This is a genomic window from Deltaproteobacteria bacterium (assembly GCA_005879795.1).
GTDB lineage: Bacteria > Desulfobacterota > Binatia > DP-6 > DP-6 > DP-6.
Genome location: VBKJ01000064.1, coordinates 1 through 16,440, shown reverse-complemented (window position 1 = coordinate 16,440; position 16,440 = coordinate 1). Strand labels below are relative to the sequence as shown.

Below are 16,440 nucleotides of genomic sequence, written 5' to 3'. Positions count from 1 at the left end.
TCCTGTCCGACGGCACACCGGTCGACACCTGCCTGACGCTCGGACCCGTCGTCGCCGCCACGGACCCGGCCATGCCGGGAAGCCAGGTGTGGCTCGCCAACCAGTCGCCGCGCCCGCTCACACAGGCCGACATCGAGCTTCGCAAGATGTACGACACGACCGCGTACGGGCGCAGCAACGAAGGGCACTGGTGGACGAGCCGGGACACGCTGTCGGAGAGCGATGTCGAGGATCTCCTCGAGTACTTGAAGACCCTGTAGCCTCCGCGGTGAGTCGAGGCATGCCATGATGGCGCCCGCGGTGCGCCATCACCCGAGGGCCCCCCTCCCCGGCGCACCGATTCACGGCCCGCCCGCGATCAGGTCACGGAAGTCGTCGGTGGCGGAGCGGAAGTGGTCTGTCCGGCCGTCGATCGAGGCGAGGAACGCCTTCAGGCTGTCCTGCTCGCCCGCGTTCAGGAGGCTCGCGATCGTGGATCCTCCCAGCTGGTGCCGCGCGAACACGTCGTCGAGCGTGGCGGCCGACCCGTCGTGAAAGTAGGGCGCGTTGTGCGCCACGCCGAGGAGGCTCGGCGCGTTGAAGCCCGCCGCGCCGAGCGCCGCCTGGCCGATCTTCCCGCCCGCGCCCCGGAGCTCGAGCGGGTTCCCGGCGTCGAAGGTTCCCACGTCGTCGAGGAAGGTGAGGGTCGCCGCGCCTGCCGTGTAGGAGACGATCTGCCCGCCGGCCGCGGCGGTCACACCCGGATCGCGGGGCACGCCGGGTAGCATGGCGAGCGGGTCCGCGGTGAAGGCGGGGTTGTCCGCGTAGATGGTCTGGCTCTTCGACCACTTGGCGCCGCCGTGGCAGGAGGCGCAGCTGGCGCCGAACACGGCGCGACCGGCGCTCGCGTCCGCGGGCTGCGGCTGGTTCAGGGTGCGGACCGTCTGCACCCACAGGGTCATCAGGTCGAGCGCGTCGCTCGCCCCCTGCGTGATGCCGTGGTTGTAGATGTTGGGGTTCGGCGGATCGCCCGCGAACCCCTTCCCGCCCTGCACGGCGCGCGAGTTGTTGTTGAAGTCAGTGACGCTGCCGCGTACCGCGCTCCAGTTCGAGATGCGCTGATCGCTGGGGTTGTCCTTGGCGAAGAAGGCGTCGAGCGGGAGGGTCTGCCGCGGCCCGTCGGGGAAGCTCCAGGTGACGTTGTCGGTGAGGCCGTCGGGGTGGCAAGAGTGGCAGCTCGACCAGGCGTTGTCCGACGCCTTACCACGGAAGGCGAGGGGGACGATGTCGCGGATCGGCATGTCGAGCAGGCCGTTGTCCGGGGTGCCGAGGGCCGTGAAGAAGGTGAGTTTCCCGACCAGCACGGCATGCGCGAAGGTGCCCGGCGTGGGCGGCGTGCCGATCGACACGTCGCGCTCGATCACCCGGTTGGCCTCGAGGTCGATCGCGGTGACGGAGAGGTTGACCTCGTTGTTCACGTAGGCCCGCCGGCCGTCCGAGCTGATCGCGACGCCGTTCGGGATGTTGCCGGTCTGGAAGCGCACGACGGGGGAGCCGAGCGTGAGGCGGCCGTTCGCGTCGAGGGTCGCGCGGAACACGAAGTTGCCGCCGCGGCTGACGATCAGGAAGACGCGAGCGTCGGCGTCGGCGTCGATCGCCGCCAGGTCGTTGCCGAAGAGCTTGTCGAGGCTCGTCGTCGGGTCGGCCGGTGCGGTCTCCGTCTTCACCTCGGCGTTCAAGTTCACGTGTCGCGCGGGCTGCTCGGCGAGGGCCGTCGTGTCGACGACGTGCACGAGCGCCTGGACGTTGACGTTGAACTTGACCGGCGGCTCCGGCGCCGCACCGATGTTCGGAAGGAAGAGGCTCGTGCCGCGGATGATCGCCATGCCGAGGAGGTTCGGGAACGCACCCTGCGGGTCCATGTCGATCCGGTCGTCGGTGGGGTCGGCGACCGAGGTGTCGGGGCAGTAGACCTGGCTGTGCGGATCCGGGTCGGTCGTGAGGTTGCAGAACTTGCCGCGGTCGGCGGCGAAGCCGGTGGTCGCGAGCGGCGACAGGGTGATCTTCGTGATCGGGCTGAGCGTGCCGGCCGGGAACGCGTGCACGACCCCCTGGCGCGCGTCATCGAAGGGCTGCTGCTTGCCCGGGATCAGCTCGGAGAAGAAATCGGTGACGAAGACGGTCTCGTCCCCGTCGTTCTTGTCACGGTTGTTGGTGATCGCGATCGCGGTCGGATGTCCGCCGACCGCCACCGTCTGGGTGACCGCGCGCGAGGCCGTGTCGATGACGGAAACCGTGCCGTCGGTATGGTTCGCGACGAAGAGCCGCGTCCCGTTCGGCGTGATCGTGCAGCCGCGCGGCTCGTTCCCGACCGGGATCTGGCCGAGCACGCTGAACCGGTCGTCCCCGGCGAGAGAGACGACGGAGACAGTCCCGCTCGCCCCGTTGGTCACGAACGCCACTCGTCCGGTGGGATCGACCGCGACGGAGCGCGGATCGATGCCGACCGGAACCTCCGCGAGCTTGACGAAGACGTCCCGGTTACCCTTGCGGACCTGGAGCACGGCGAGGCTGTTCGCCTCGCGGTTTACGGCGACCACCAGCTTGTCGTTGCGCGTGATCTTGATGGTGCTCGAGCGAGTCGGCGTCCGGAACCGCTTCTTCTTGCGCGCTCCCGCGGCCGGTGGAAGCGCCAGCAGGGCAACGGCGCATGCAAGCAGCACCAGGGTCCAACGGCCGTGCGCCTTCGGCGCGAGCCTACCATCCATGTCCCCTCCTCTCCCTTCGCTGATGGGCCGGTCCGTTCGCCTGGTCCGGACCGAGCTGAGTGCCCGGCGGGCGTCCCGTCCACCTCGACGGGCGCCTGCGCCGACGTCTTGTCGCGCATCCTAGGGGGCGCTGTCAAGGTTTTTGGCTGGGGTTTTTGGCTAGGGTAGCCCGAGCGGCCGGAAGAACTCGAGGGCGCGGCGGGCGGCTTCGACCGCCATGTGGCCGTGGCGGCTCAGCTCGAGGATGGCCGGGCCGCGGTAATCGACCGCACGGAGGGCGGACACGACGGCGGCGAGGTCGAGGTCCCCTTCGCCGGGGAGCAGGTGCTCGTGGCGCTCGCGACGCATGCCCTCGAGGTGCACGTTGACGATCTCGCGCGCGAAGCGTCGGACGCCGTCCGGAGCGCTCTCCTCGGTCATGTGCGCGTGACCGACGTCCAGAGTGAGACGGAGGCCCGGCGCTCCGACCCGGTCGCGGATGCGGCGGAAACCCGCCAGATCCTCGATGTACATGCCGGGCTCGGGCTCGAAGCCCAGGACGACGCCGTGTGCGGCCGCATCGCCCGCGAGAATCCGTAGACCCTCGGCGAGGCGCTCGTCCAGCAGCTCCATCGGCTCGTCCGTCTCCGCCGTTCCCGACCAGAGCGAGACGACTTCCGCGCCGAGCAACGCGGCGATGCCGATTGCGCGCTTCAGAAAATCGATCCTTCGCTCGCGGTCTTCGCGTCTGGGGGAGAGGAGCGTGGGCCAGTGCTTGCGCCAGGGATCGAGGAGGTAACGCGCGCCGGTCTCGACCACGGGCACGAGGTCGTGCTCGGGCAGCCAGGCGCCGATCGCCTTCGCCTCCTGGGCTGTCGAACGGTCGTACGGATCGAGGGCCCCGGCATCGAGCGTGATGGCGACGCTCTTGAAGCCGAGCCCGGCGATGACCTCGAGCGCGTCGCGCAGGCGGTGGGAAGTGAAGCCGTTGGTGTTGTAGCCGAGACGCACGTCAGGTGGGACTATACATGCGCCGGAGCGCCATTGCCGGCAAGGCGAGCGACGCGACCGCGAACGCCCATGAGGCCTCGCCCGCCGCGGCGACGAAGGTCGCGTCGAACAGCGGAATCATCAGAATTCCTCCGCTGATCGCGCCTCCGGTGGTAGGCCCTCCTGCCTCCGTCCAGAGCGGCGCGAAGAGCGCCGCACCCCGAGCCACGAGGACCGCGAGGAACACCCATCCGACCAGCGTCGCGGGCCACGAGGCGATGGCCACGGCCATGACCAGCGCGACGACGGCCATCGCGGTGACGCCGCGGCGTGCACGCTCGAGCGTGTTGCCGCCGACCTCCTGGTGCGCGAGGTACGTGAGGACGGAGATGTACGCGGTGAGAAGCACCGGGGCGAAGAGACAAAACGTCGGAACGGATTTCATCGCCAGCGACATGGGCATGTAGAAGTTGAGGCCGCGGCAGACGCCCATGTTGAGGAAGCCGGCCCCGGTTCCTTTCAAGACCGCGTCGTAGAGCAGGATCGCGAGCGCGAGAACGGCCGCGACCGCGGTGGCGGGTCCGCCCGCGAGGGCCGCAAGCACGATGCCCGCGGCCAGAAGGGCCGCTCCGACCCCCGCGGCGACCGCCGGCGGAACGCTCCCCGAGGGGATCGGGCGCTCCGGTCGCTCGACCGCATCCACTGCACGATCGAAGTAGTCGTTGAGCGCGATTCCGCCGAGGTAGAGACAGGCCGAGGCCGCGAGGCACCAGAGCCCCGGATCGCCCAGGACCGGGCCCGCCCGGCGCGCGAGGACGAGCCCGGCGAGGGAGTCGGCGACCGCGGTGAAGACGTTCGGTGGCCGGACGAGCGCGAGCAGGCCCGCCGCGAGCGATCGTCTTGCCGGCTGGTTCATCGCCGCCGTGTCTTTTCAGTCAGCAGCCGGGCAAGGCAAAAGCGCGAAGCCGGTTCCCCGGCAGAAACGCTCCGGCCCCGCTTCCCACGAAGACCATCCCGCGCGCAATCGCGGGCCCTCCGGCAATCGGCGAACCGGGAGGCGACTCCCACACGAGCTCCCCATCCCGTGCTCGCCAGGCCCTGAGCTTCCCGTCGATCAGGCCGATGAAGACGACTCCGCCGGCGGCCGAGAGCGGGCCGAACTGGAAGGCGGGGAGCGAGTGCAGCCAGCGGATCTCGCCCGTCGCGGCTTCGATTCCGGCGACGAGGCACGTCTTGTCGGCGTGATTGTTGGACGCGAAGAAGACGAGACCCTCGGCCGCCGCCGTGGGGCCCGCCTCCGGTCCGGTGGTGGGCAAGGCCTCCTTCCCGCCCGGAGGCAGGGCGGGAGTGAGCTCGACCCGCCAGAGTCTGCGCCGACTCGTGCGGTCCCAGGCCCGGAGGCCGTCCTTTCCGCCAACGATCACGAGGTCCCTCCGTCGATCCGCCGGCGTCACAGAGAGCAGCATTGGCGGGCAATTGAGGTCCAGGTTGCGCTCGTCGTGGGGATGGACCTGGTCGGCCCAGCGGAGACGCCCGCTCGTCGCATCGAGAGCGACGAGACTCGAGCTGTGATCGCGGCCGTCGAGCGGCGCGAGAGAAGTCCCGGTCGCATGAAACGGGTCCCCCGTGGCGGCGTAGAGCGTACCCGTGGCGACGTCGAGAGAGGGCGGCGCGATCACCGTGCCTCCGGCGACCTCCTCGGGGACGGTGGCGAAGCTCCAGCGGAGTCGGCCGCTCGCGGCATCGACGCACACCAACTGGCCCCGTGTCCGGCTTTCGCTTCCCGCGGATACTCCCGCGTAGAGACGTCCCTGGTGGACGAGCGGAGCGGCCCAGAAATACTCGAGCGTGGTTTCGGGCGAGCCGATCGTTCGTTCCCAGAGGAGACTTCCGGTTTCCAGCGAAAGCGCGATCAGCCGGTCGGACGCGAGATATACCGTCGAGCGCTCCACGGCAGGCGACGCGAAGATTCCGAGCCGTCGATCCGGCGGGTACGTGCGCTGTCCCGCATCGAAGCTCCACAGGAGCCGGCCCGAGCGACGATCGAGGCAGTAGGCTCGCCCGTCCCACGATCCCACGATCACCCGGTCGCCGACCACGGCAGGGGTCGAGGTGATTCCCGATGCGGCTTCGAATTCCCATTGCATCGCCAGTCGGGAGACGCTCTCGGGCGTGATGCCCCTCTCCGAGGGATTGTGTCGCCTCTGCTCGAGACCACAGCCGTGCGAAGCCCAGTCGTTCGGCGGACTTTCGCCGCTCGCCCGCAACCCGTGCGGCAAGAGGGCGGACGTCAGCGTCGCGGCCGACGCGGCGAGGAAGCGCCGTCGAGAGATCTCCGGAGAGGTGCTCATCGAATGACCGGCCTCCTCGACCGGAGCACGGCGGTCCTGGCGGCGGCGCGGGAGCGCAATGCCTGGCGGGCCGAGACGATGTCTAGTCCGTCCCCTGTCACTCGGGCAATCCCGCGGAGCGCGAACGTCCGACACGCGGTTCAGGCAGCAGCGGACAGCAGGAGAACTCCAAGACCGGCCATGCGCCCGTGTTGACATCACTTTGGACACGGGCGGCGGCTGGCGCGAGGGGACCGACGGGCGCAACCGGGCCGACGGGCGCCACGGGCCCGACCGGACCCATGGGACCGACCGGGGCCACGGGACCCACCGGCCCGGCGGGCCCCTCCGTCGATCGGGCCCTGATCTCGGGCTTTGGGGTGGGGAAGCTCACTGCTGGCGTAAACGACGCACCGCTCCAACGGACCATTGCGGTCAACGTTCAAATCGTCCCCATCACGATGGATCAGCGGCGTCGGTCGTCGGGATCGCGGTGACCTGCGACACGACCGCCTCGATATCCACTACACGTCCACGGCGAACATGGGCCCGAACAGCATCGACTGCGAAGCCGTCCTTACGGTCCAGTACTAGCCCCGGCGCCCGCGGGCGGGGCAACCGCGCCGGGCTGCCGGTCACGGTCGCGGGGCTTTGACAAGCCCGTGCGAACCATGCGCTCGTGGGCTCGATGGCGTGGCGGCGGCGTGTGCTCGTCGTAGGCGACTGTCTGCTCCTCGTAGCCGTCGTCGCTTGCAGCGGGATGGGCCTCAGCAGGCGCGGAAGATGGCTCTTGATGCAGCCGCCGGAGGTGGAGGACGAGACCGCGCCGCGCGGCCACCGGCTGGTCCCTGGCGCTCCCCTGAGCCAGTGGCACGAGGTCGCCGCCCTCGGCTCCGAGGAAGAGTGCCTGGCCGTGAAGCAACTGGAGATCGATCGCACGATCGACCGGGCGAGGGAGCAGGTCGGAGCCGATGCGAAGTACGAGCTCCCGGTGCGGCGCGCCGTGAACGCTCGCTGCGTGCACGAGGAGTGACTACGGTGCTTCGGGCCGCGAAGGAGGGTTCGATGGCACGGAAAGCACTCGCGGCACCCGCACTCGTGGTCCTTGCCGCTGCGCTGGCAGCTTCGACGGCGGTCGGCGCGCCGCCCTGCAGTCGGAAGAACTGCAAAGAAGAGATCCGCGCCTGCGGGGCGGCCGCCGGCTGCGAGAGCATGAGCGGCGGCGCAGGGAACCAGTGTGCGAAGCAGTGTGTGCAGCAGGTGCTCGTGGCCTGCGAGGGAGACAACCGGTTCTGCACGCCGCCCTTCTGCGGCAACGGCGTTGTCGATCCGGGTGAGAGCTGCGAGCCGCCCGGCAGCCCGGGGTGCAGCGCGACGTGCACGTCGCCGTGCGGTCCGCCGCCGCCCGGCGAGATCACGCTCGCGTGCCTCGAGCAGCCGTTCACCGAGGTCGGGGTCGGCGCCGGCGGGACAGGGTACCTCGCTGCCTGGACCCGGCTCGATGCCGGCGCGCCGAGCACCATCGAGGGTCTCCGGCTCGACCGGGGGCTCGCGCCGGTCGACGCCGCGCCGATCACGCTCAGCTTCTCCGATCCGTCGGAGCCGTTCAGCGCGTACGGCCCGCACGTGAGCGGCGACCCCACCGGCTGGTACGTCGGCTTCTTCGGTGCCGCCCAGGACGCGCCGGTCTACGCGGTGCTCGGCGATCGCGTCGACGCCTCCGGGGCCGTCAGCGGTGCGCACACCATCGCGTCGGCACTCAGCTTCGGGATGTGCACCAGCACGGCGAGCGGGCCGCTCGGCGTGGCGGCCGAGGCGACGCGTCAGTTCGCCGTGCTCTGGGCTGCCCCCTTCGGCTGCTTCAACGGACCGATCTTCTATCCGCACGGGGTCACTCGGGTCTCGTTCGGGCCGGGTGGGCCGGTCCTCAGCGGCCTCGCGACGCTCGACCCGGTCACGTTGCCGCAGCCCGCGCAGGCGAGCGCGCTCGGCGCCGGCATCGCGAGCGGCGCGGGGGAGACGGTGGGCGTCACCGCGACGGCGTTCGCCGACTGGAGCTCGGGATCGCCGGTCGTGGTCGACCAAGCGATCATCGCCCACTGGCTGCCGCCCACGACCGGACCGGCGACGATACGTCTCAGCTCGATCAGGTCGACGAGCGACCGCGGCCTCGCAGTCGCCTTCGGCGACACGAGCGTCCTCGTCGCCTGGCCGGAGGTGCCGGTCGGCGGCACGAGCGACACGGAGATCCACACCCTCCGGTTCACGCACGCCGGCGGCCCGCTCGACCCGGACGGCGGGCTCGTGCTCGCCACCGGGACGCCCATCGCCTCGTCGCCGCTCGTCGCGTTCGACGGGACGACATGGCTCGTTGCGTGGCTCGCTCAACCCGGCGCCCGGCGCGTACGACGTCGTCGGGGTCGCCGTGCGACCTGACGGGACGATCGTCGATGCCACGCCGCGCGTGCTGGCGGCCGGCGTCACGAATACGTCGCCGAGCCTCACTGGCGGCGCGAGATGGCTCCTCGGCGTCGTCCGGGCGCCGAGCATGGGTCTCCTCGCGGTCGACGTCGTACCGATCGCATGAGCGACACTCAGCCGCTGACCGTGGTTGACACCCGCGCACTCCGGGGCGATCCTCCGCGCCCGTGCGCGACCGCGTCGCCATCGTCGGCCTTGGCGAGACCGAGTACCGGCCGTGGGGTGGGATCACGGACCGCAGCGAGTTCCAGCTCGCCTGCGAGGCGATCCTCGCCGCCGCGGCGGACGCGGGCCTCTCGCCGCACGACCTCGATGGCTTCGCCTCCTACGCCAACGACCGCAACGACGCGCCCCGCCTGGCGGCGGCGCTCGGCTGCGCGGAGCTACGCTTCTCGGGCATGGTCTGGGACGGCGGCGGGGGCGGCGTGTGCGCCGCCGTCGGGCATGCGGCGCACGCGATCCACGCCGGCGCCGCGAGCGTGGTCGCCGTCGTACGCGCGCTCTGCCAGGGGCAGTTCGGCCGCTTCGGCCGCATCGGGGGGCGCGCCCCGGGACGGCAGGCCGTGGCGCCGAGCGTCCCGCCCGCCTTCGCGTACGCGCTCCCGATGGGCCTCCTCTCGCCCGCGGCCATGTGCGCCCTCATCGTGCGCCGCCACATGCACGAGTTCGGCACCACGCACCGGCAGATGGGGCACGTGGTCGTCGCCGTGCGGGCGCACGCGCAGCGGAACCCGCGCGCCGTCATGCACGGCCGCCCGCTCACGCTCGAGGAGCACGCCACGGCGCGCATGATCGCCGACCCCTTCCGCCTGCACGACTGCTGCCTCGAGACCGACGGCGCGTGCGCGGTGATCCTGGTCTCGGCCGAGCGGGCGCGCGACCTCCGCCGCCGGCCAGTCCGCGTCCTGGCCGCCGCCGAGGGCGGCGAGGGGACCTGGGGCGCGAGCCTCTACACCCACGCCGCGCCGGCGCCGCCCTACCCTTCCGCCAACCTGGCGCCCGTCGCCCGGCGTCTGTGGGCGATGGCGGGCTGCGGACCGTCGGACATCGACGTTGCGCAGATCTATGAGAACTTCACGGGCATGGTGCTGCTCGCGTTCGAGGACCTCGGCTTCTGCGGGCGCGGTGAGGGCGGCCCCTTCGTCGAGAACGGGAGGCTCGCGTGGCCCGCGGGCGCCCTCCCGCTCAACACGGCCGGCGGCAACCTCGCCGAGGCCTACGTGCACGGCCTCAACCTGGTGGTCGAGGGCGTGCGGCAGATGCGCGGCGAGTCGACCTGCCAGGTGCGGGACGCGGAGCTGTGTCTGGTGGCCGGCGGGCCGGGCGTGGCGCCCACCAGCGCCCTCGTCCTCGGCCGCGGCTGAGCGTCCGATGCCATATCTCCCCGCCGAGCTTCCCCGCCTGCCGCCCGGGCGCGACGACCTGGCCTGGTGGGAGGCCCTCCGCCGCCACGAGCTCGTCGTCCAGCGCTGCGCCGCGTGCGGCGCCTGGCGCCACCCGCCCGCGCCGCTCTGCGCGCGCTGCCATGCGACCGTGTGCCGCTGGGAGCGGGTCGGCGGGCACGGGCGCGTGTTCAGCTACACGTGGGTGCACCACCCGTCCCATCCCGCGCTCGCCGGGCGCGTCCCCTACAACGTGGCGCTCGTCGAGCTGCCAGAGGCCGGCGGCGTGCGCCTCGTCTCCAACGTGATCGAGGTGTCGCCCGGCGAGCTGCACGTCGGGCTGGCGGTCGAGGTGGTGTTCGAGGACCTGGAGGACGTGACGCTGCCGCGCTTTCGGCCCGCGTCCCCCGAACCTCTCAGCGCCCGCCGCGCTCGAGATAGCGCTGGCTGAAGAGCTCCGGATCGAGCTTCTGGTTGAACTGCACGTCGGCGATCTCGATCACCGTGTGCGAGCCTGCAGCGGGGGTCGCGACCTCGATGTGGTGTGCGACCGGGATCGCGCCGATCGAACGGACGTCGCCCTGGGTCATGCGCTTCCGGGGCTCGCTGCCGTCCTCGTAGAACTCGAGGCGGTGCGGCAGCAGGTCCTCGCGTCCGAGCCAGAGGACGAGCTTCCTGTAGCCGATGTCCTCGCGCCGGGGGACGAGCTCGATCGCGTAGGTGGGTGTGCCGTCGACCGTCTCCTCGCCGCGCAGGCTCGAGCGCGCGTCGTCCTCGGTCCAGGACGTCAGCTCCTGGATGAGGTCGAGGTCGTGGTAGCTGAGGTCGGTCCCCACGAAGCTCTCGTTGCGGGTGCGCGCCGTGATCTGGCGCACGCGCTGGAGCTCGGGCAGGTAGAGCCACTGGTCGGCGGGCCGGCCCTTGTGGGTGAAGGCGAGGAAGCCCGTGCCCTTCACCTCGGCGGGGGCGAGGAAGAAGAGGATCGTCTTCTGCTCGTCGCCCGGCTCGCGGCGGTCGAACAGGTCGAGCTCGCGCACGCGCTCGCCGCCGCGCCGGTCGACGATGGTGAGCTTCATCTTCTGGTGGCGGTCGTTCCAGTGACGCGTGGTGTCATCGAGCGCCTTGCGGCGGTCGAGTATCTGGCGGGCGGTCTCGGCGCCCCGGACGGCGCCGGCGAAGGCGAGAGCGAGCAGCAGGACAGTCAACAAGCACGTGCGCATGTGGCCCGGGGTCATAGACCGCCCTGTCGCGGGAGTGCAAGGAAGCCTGCGAAATGGGGGGGTATACAACTTTTGCTTGACAGAGTGGGGGTATCCATGTCTTCATTGGGGACCCATCTTGCCAACCGCGACGGGGCTCGCGGAGGCACGGTGACCGAGGGGCAGGGTCACCGGCCCTGCCCCTCCCCTCCAATGCGCCCGGCCCGGCGCTCGCCCCTCACGCCCGCCGCCGGCCCGGCTCCTCGCGCGCGGGCCGCTCGGCCGCCGCGGCGCGCGGTGCTTCGCCCTGCCGCTGCAGCCAGGCGAGGCCCCGGTACATGTACTGGAGCCCGGCGAGCGTGGTGAGTCCGCCGGTCACGTCGAAGACCAACCGCCGCGCCGGCGGGGCGACCATCTCCGGCCGGGTGAGGGCGAGCAGCACGAGCGTCACGGAGAGCAGCTGGAACGCCGTGCTGGCCTTGCCGGCGACGCTCGGCTGCACCTCCATCGTCCGCTGCGTCAGCATGAAGAGGAGGAAGTAGCCGAGCACGATGAGCACGTCGCGCGAGATTACGATCACCACCAGCCAGCGCGGCACGGCGTGCATGAAGCCGAGGGCGATGAAGGCGGAGACGAGGAGGGCCTTGTCGGCGGCGGGGTCCAGGAAAGCGCCGAGCGTCGTCTTGGTGTGCGTGAGACGCGCGATCGCGCCGTCGAGGCCGTCGGTCACGCCGGCGGCGACGAACACCGCCAGCGCCTCGCGGTAGCGCAGGTCCTCGAGCAGGATGAGGAAGCACGGGATGGCCACGATGCGGAGCAGGGTCAGGAAGTTGGGGACGTTCAGGACCGTCAGCACGGCCGCTCCGCGGCCAAGCCGGGAAGCTGCTTGCGGAGCTGGCCCGCGACCTTGGGCGGGACGAGCGCCGTCACCGTGACCACGCCGTCGCGGTAGTACTCCTCGACCACCCGGCCCGCGCGCTTCAAGAGCGAGAGCAGGTCGCCACGCCCCGAGGGCAACGCGCAGCGCACGCGCTCGAGCCCGCACGAGAGCCGTGTCTCGACCGCGGCGAGCAGCGCGCGGACGCCGGCGCCCGTGCGGGCCGAGATCGGGATCGCGTCCGGGCCGGCGCCGGGCGGCGGCTGGCCCGCCGGCAGCAGGTCGATCTTGTTGAGCGCGAGGAGGACGGGACGGTCGCCGGCACCGATCTCGGCCAGCACGTCCTCGACCACGCGCATCTGCTCGGCCCAGGTCGGGTGCGCGGCGTCGACCACGTGGACGAGGAGCTCCGCCGCGCGCACCTCCTCGAGGGTGCTCTTGAAGGCCTCGACCAGCTGGTGCGGGAGCTTGTGGATGAAGCCGACCGTGTCGGCGAGCAGCACGGTGAGGCCCTCGGGCAGCCGCAGCTTGCGGATCGTCGGGTCGAGCGTCGCGAACAGACGGTCCTCGACCAGCACGTCGGCGCGCGTCAGCGTGTTCATGAGCGTCGACTTGCCCGAGTTCGTGTAGCCGACCAGCGCCACGGTGGGGAACGGCACCGTGCTCCGCTCGTGGCGGTGCAGCCCCCGCGTGCGCTCGACGTCGCGCAGACGGCGGCGGAGCTGCGCGATGCGCTCGCGCACCCGGCGGCGGTCGACCTCGAGCTGCGTCTCGCCGGGGCCGCGCGTGCCGACCCCGCCGCCCAGGCGCGAGAGGTGGGTCCACTGACGCGTCAGGCGCGGCAGCAGGTACTGGAGCTGCGCCAGCTCGACCTGCATCTTGCCCTCGAGCGAGCGTGCCCGCTGCGCGAAGATGTCGAGGATAAGCGCGCTGCGGTCGATGACCTTCCGCCCGCAGCCCTTCTCGAGGTTGCGCTGCTGGGCGGGCGAGAGCGGATCGTCGAAGATCGCGACGTCGGCCTGCTTGTCGTCGGCGAGCGCCCGGATCTCGTCCACCTTGCCGGCGCCCACGAAGGTCGCGGGGTGGATGCGGCGCAGCGGCTGCACGGTCTGCCCCGCCACCACGAGCCCCGCCGTGTCGGTCAGGCGGGCGAGCTCGGCGAGCGACTCCGTCACCGGGAGGAGCATGCGGGGCCGCTCGGCGCCGACCAGGATCGCCCGCTCCTGCTTGGCGGCGGTCGTCTGCGCGCGCGTCCTCACCGGACGGACATCACCCCGACTCCGAAGATGCCGTGGGCACATGCTGCGGTGGTTGGACGAACCCCCTCACGGACCCCTCCTCCCGCTGCGTCGTCCGGCTCGTGGCCACGCACGGTAGCGCGCGGCGGCGGCGGGCGCAAACGAAAGGGCGCTATGGCCGCGGCCGGCGCGTCGGGGTGGGGCTCGGGATCACCGCGGCGACGGGCCCGCGGCTCGCCCGCCGCACCTGCACGAGCAGGTCCTCGATGTCGAACGGCTTCTTGAGGCAAGCGGCGGCGCCGAGGTGGCTCGCCCGCTCCTCCGCGCCCGGATGCGCCGACAGGATCACGACCGGGATCGACGCCAGGGCCGGGTCGCGCAGCTGCTCGGCACGGAACTCCTCCCCGTTCATCACCGGCATCATGAGGTCGAGCAGGATGAGCGAGGGCGGCGGCATGGCGTGCAGCCAGTCGAGCGCCTCCCGGCCGTTCGCGGCGCTCACGACCCGGTGACCCTCGTACTCGAGAATCGGGACCAGCGCGTCGCGCAGGTCGAAGTCGTCCTCGACGACGAGGACGGTCGTGGCGGCATCGTTCGTGTCGTCGGCCATCGTTCCTCCTATTGTCGACCAGATCGATTCCTGTCCCAAGCGCGCCCGGATGCCAAGATTTTGAACCGCCGCCCGCTGCGGAGCGGCACACGTCGGGCCTCGTGGCCTGGTCCGGCGCTTGCTTGAGGGAACCGAGGCATGTCCCTGCTCCCGCGCGGGTATCTCGACACGACCGTCGCCATAGAAGCCGTGCATGGCGACGGCGAGGCCATGCGCTACCGGACGGTCGGGACCGGGTTCTTCATCGGCCTCGACTATGGCGACCGCTCGGCGGCGGGCGCCGAGAACTACCGGCTCTTCCTGGTGACGAACCGCCACGTGCTCGCGGGCCGGGACGACCTGCTGATCCGGGTCAACACGAGGGAAGGTGCGGCCCGGCGCGTCCGCCTGGCGCTCAAGGGCGGCGGGAGCAGGAGCTGGGAGGTCCACCCGGACGAGCGCGTCGACGTCGCGGTGGTCCTCATCAACGCCCGCGTCCTCCTCGAGGCGGGGATGGAGCTCGGCTACTTCCGTCCGGCCGACATGGCCTTCGTGTCGACGATGAAGGAGCGCGACATCGGCCCGGGCGAGGAGCTGTTCGTTCTCGGCTTCCCCATGGGCATGTCCGGCCTCGAGCGCAACTACGTGATCGCGCGCGCCGGGATGATCGCCCGCTTCGACGACGAGATCCTGGCGACGTCGCGCACGTTCCTGATCGACGCCGCGGTCTTCCCCGGCAGCAGCGGCGGGCCCGTGATCGTCAAGCCGCGCTCGGACAGCCTGGCCGGCGGCCGTCCGATCGACCAGGCCTACCTGGTCGGCATGGTGCGGAGCTACCTCCCCTACGAGGAGATCGCCTACAGCCTGCAGACCGACCCCCCCACGCCCCGCATGGTCTTCACCGAGAACTCGGGCCTCGCCGACGTCATTCCCATGGACTGTGTTAAGGAAGCGGCCGACGCGCTCGCCTCGCGCCGGTCGACGCCGGCCGCCTGACCGCGCGGCTATCGGAACGACATCACCCCCGCCCCGAGGACCCGCTCGACGGCAGGCACGATCTCGCCGCCCGCCGCGACCCGCAGGCTCGCGGGCAGCGCGAGCACGGTCTCGCTCTCGTCCGTGCACTCGAGATGGAGGAAGGCGTCACAGGGCCCCGGATGCGCGGCGAGGACCTCTCTCAAGGTCGCGAGCGCGTCGCGCTCGAGGGCGGCGAGCGGGACGCGCACGTGCACCTGGCGGATGGCCTCGGCGTGGGCGCGCGCCAGCGGGAGGATCTCGTCGGCGATCACCTGGCAGCGCTCGTCGGAGATCTCGAGCGCGCCCGCGACCACCACCGGCGCGCCGCCCTGGACGACGGCCTCGTGGCGGCGGTAGGTGTCGGGCCAGGCGATCACCTCGACCACGCCCTCCCTGTCCTCGAGCACGAAGGTCGCGTAGCGGTCGCCCTTCCGGCTGTTCTTCAAGCGGAGCGAGTGGATGACGCCGCCCAGCTTGACGCGCGGACGGGTGTCGGGCCGGCCGTTGCGCTCGCCCTCGCCCGGCGCCAGCTCCCGGCCGCGCGTGCGCAGCGTCGCCGTCGTGGCGGTGGTGAACCTGCGCAGGTCCTGCTCGTAGCGATCGAGGGGATGGCCGGTGATGAAGAAGCCGATCGCCTCGCGCTCGGCCGAGAGCTCCTCGTCGGCGGGCCACGGCACCACCGCGGGCAGCGGCGGCGGGCTGACCGCCTCGGCCGTCGTCCCGAAGAGGCCGATCTGCGTCGACGCGCGCTCCTCGGCGCGGCTCGCCGCCCAGCGCATCACCTCGTCCAGCCCGGCCAGCAGGCGCGCCCGGTTGCGCTCGACCGAGTCGAAGGCGCCGCACTTGAGGAGGTTCTCGATCACCCGGCGGTTGACGAGCTGGCCGCGCACGCGCAGAGAGAAGTCGGCCATGCTCGTGAACGGGCCCTCGTCTCGGGCTGCCAGGATCGCTTCGATGGCCTTCGAGCCGACGCCCTTCACCGCGCCCAGGCCGAAGCGGATCGTGTCGCCGGCGGCGGTGAAATCCTCGCGGCTCGCGTTGACGTCGGGCGGCAGGATGGCGATGCCGCGCTCGCGGCACGCGGCGATGTTCTTGTAGGTGGCGTCGACATCGCCGGCCTCGAGCGAGAGGAGCCCGGCCATGAACTCGGTCGGGTAGTGCGCCTTCAGGTAGGCCGTCTGGTAGGTAATGAGCGCATAGGCGGCGGAGTGGCTCTTGTTGAAGCCGTAGGCCGCGAAGGTCTCCATCTGGTCGAAGATCTCGCCCGCCAGGCGCACCTCCGCCGTCCCGCGTTGCTTGACGCCGGCCAGGAAACGCTCGCGCTCGAGCGCCATGTACTCCTTCTTCTTCTTGCCCATGGCGCGGCGCAGGTTGTCGGCGTCGCCGAGCGAGTAGCCGGCGAGCGCCTGCGCGATCTGCATCACCTGCTCCTGGTAGACGATCACGCCGTACGTGTCGGCGAGGATCGGCTCGAGCGCGGGGTGGAGATAGCGGACCGGTTCCTTGCCGCACTTCCGCTGGATGAACACCTCGGCCATCGTGCGGCCGTCGTCGAGCTTCGCGTCGAGCGGGCCGGGGCGGTAGAGGGCGAGGACGGCCACCAGGTCGGCG

At 71.4% G+C, this 16,440-nt stretch carries 15 protein-coding genes and 1 pseudogene; 7 read left to right on the top strand and 9 right to left on the bottom strand.

Going from position 1 to position 16,440, the window contains the following annotated elements; genetic code table 11:
* Window positions 1-341 precede the first annotated feature (341 nt).
* The 4 genes from E6J59_03435 to E6J59_03420 all read right to left on the bottom strand — a co-directional run bounded on the left by E6J59_03435 (window position 342) and on the right by E6J59_03420 (window position 6,265).
* Window positions 342-2,747 (bottom strand): hypothetical protein, encoded by a 2,406-nt coding sequence (locus tag E6J59_03435; GenBank protein ID TMB22670.1) that lies wholly within the window; start codon window positions 2,745-2,747, stop codon window positions 342-344.
* Window positions 2,748-2,906: 159 nt separating this feature from the next.
* Window positions 2,907-3,752, bottom strand: coding sequence for a sugar phosphate isomerase/epimerase (locus E6J59_03430; GenBank protein TMB22669.1), 846 nt, complete (start codon window positions 3,750-3,752; stop codon window positions 2,907-2,909).
* A complete protein-coding gene (locus tag E6J59_03425) occupies window positions 3,739-4,632 on the bottom strand; it encodes a 4-hydroxybenzoate polyprenyltransferase (GenBank protein ID TMB22668.1) in 894 nt (297 codons plus the stop codon). Before E6J59_03425 ends, E6J59_03430 begins: the two co-directional genes overlap by 14 nt.
* A gap of 19 nt (window positions 4,633-4,651) precedes the next feature.
* Window positions 4,652-6,265, bottom strand: coding sequence for a hypothetical protein (locus E6J59_03420; protein ID TMB22667.1), 1,614 nt, complete (start codon window positions 6,263-6,265; stop codon window positions 4,652-4,654).
* Window positions 6,266-6,297: 32 nt separating this feature from the next.
* Here E6J59_03420 and E6J59_03415 point away from each other — a divergent pair.
* From E6J59_03415 to E6J59_03390, 6 genes and pseudogenes are all read left to right on the top strand, one after another.
* A pseudogene (locus E6J59_03415) lies at window positions 6,298-6,396 on the top strand (ABC transporter permease).
* A gap of 443 nt (window positions 6,397-6,839) precedes the next feature.
* Window positions 6,840-7,079: a hypothetical protein gene (locus E6J59_03410; GenBank protein ID TMB22666.1), complete on the top strand. Its 240-nt coding sequence runs from the start codon at window positions 6,840-6,842 to the stop codon at window positions 7,077-7,079.
* A 32-nt stretch (window positions 7,080-7,111) separates the two neighbouring features.
* Complete coding sequence (locus tag E6J59_03405) at window positions 7,112-8,482, top strand: hypothetical protein (GenBank protein TMB22665.1); 1,371 nt, start codon at window positions 7,112-7,114, stop codon at window positions 8,480-8,482.
* A complete protein-coding gene (locus E6J59_03400; GenBank protein TMB22664.1) occupies window positions 8,418-8,633 on the top strand; it encodes a hypothetical protein in 216 nt (71 codons plus the stop codon). The genes E6J59_03405 and E6J59_03400 overlap by 65 nt, the downstream gene beginning before the upstream one ends.
* 61 nt (window positions 8,634-8,694) lie before the next feature.
* On the top strand, window positions 8,695-9,891 hold the full coding sequence (locus E6J59_03395; GenBank protein ID TMB22663.1) for a hypothetical protein: 1,197 nt from the start codon (window positions 8,695-8,697) through the stop codon (window positions 9,889-9,891).
* A 7-nt stretch (window positions 9,892-9,898) separates the two neighbouring features.
* Window positions 9,899-10,360 carry a thiolase gene (locus tag E6J59_03390; protein ID TMB22662.1) on the top strand — a complete coding sequence of 154 codons (462 nt, stop codon included), beginning with the start codon at window positions 9,899-9,901 and terminating at the stop codon, window positions 10,358-10,360.
* Here E6J59_03390 and E6J59_03385 read toward each other — a convergent pair.
* The 4 genes from E6J59_03385 to E6J59_03370 form a co-directional block, all read right to left on the bottom strand.
* A complete protein-coding gene (locus tag E6J59_03385) occupies window positions 10,326-11,144 on the bottom strand; it encodes an outer membrane lipoprotein-sorting protein (GenBank protein TMB22661.1) in 819 nt (272 codons plus the stop codon). The genes E6J59_03390 and E6J59_03385 overlap by 35 nt on opposite strands.
* Window positions 11,145-11,346: 202 nt before the next feature.
* On the bottom strand, window positions 11,347-11,964 hold the full coding sequence (locus E6J59_03380) for a CDP-alcohol phosphatidyltransferase family protein (GenBank protein TMB22660.1): 618 nt from the start codon (window positions 11,962-11,964) through the stop codon (window positions 11,347-11,349).
* Complete coding sequence (gene hflX / locus E6J59_03375) at window positions 11,958-13,286, bottom strand: GTPase HflX (GenBank protein ID TMB22659.1); 1,329 nt, start codon at window positions 13,284-13,286, stop codon at window positions 11,958-11,960. The genes E6J59_03380 and hflX overlap by 7 nt, the downstream gene beginning before the upstream one ends.
* Before the next feature lie 109 nt (window positions 13,287-13,395).
* On the bottom strand, window positions 13,396-13,833 hold the full coding sequence (locus E6J59_03370; protein TMB22658.1) for a response regulator: 438 nt from the start codon (window positions 13,831-13,833) through the stop codon (window positions 13,396-13,398).
* A gap of 138 nt (window positions 13,834-13,971) precedes the next feature.
* Here E6J59_03370 and E6J59_03365 point away from each other — a divergent pair, with 138 nt between their 5' ends.
* Window positions 13,972-14,808: a trypsin-like peptidase domain-containing protein gene (locus tag E6J59_03365; protein ID TMB22657.1), complete on the top strand. Its 837-nt coding sequence runs from the start codon at window positions 13,972-13,974 to the stop codon at window positions 14,806-14,808.
* A gap of 8 nt (window positions 14,809-14,816) precedes the next feature.
* Here E6J59_03365 and dnaE read toward each other — a convergent pair.
* Window positions 14,817-16,440, bottom strand: a 1,624-nt coding sequence (dnaE, locus tag E6J59_03360; protein ID TMB22656.1) for a DNA polymerase III subunit alpha, incomplete at its 5' end; no start/stop codon positions are given.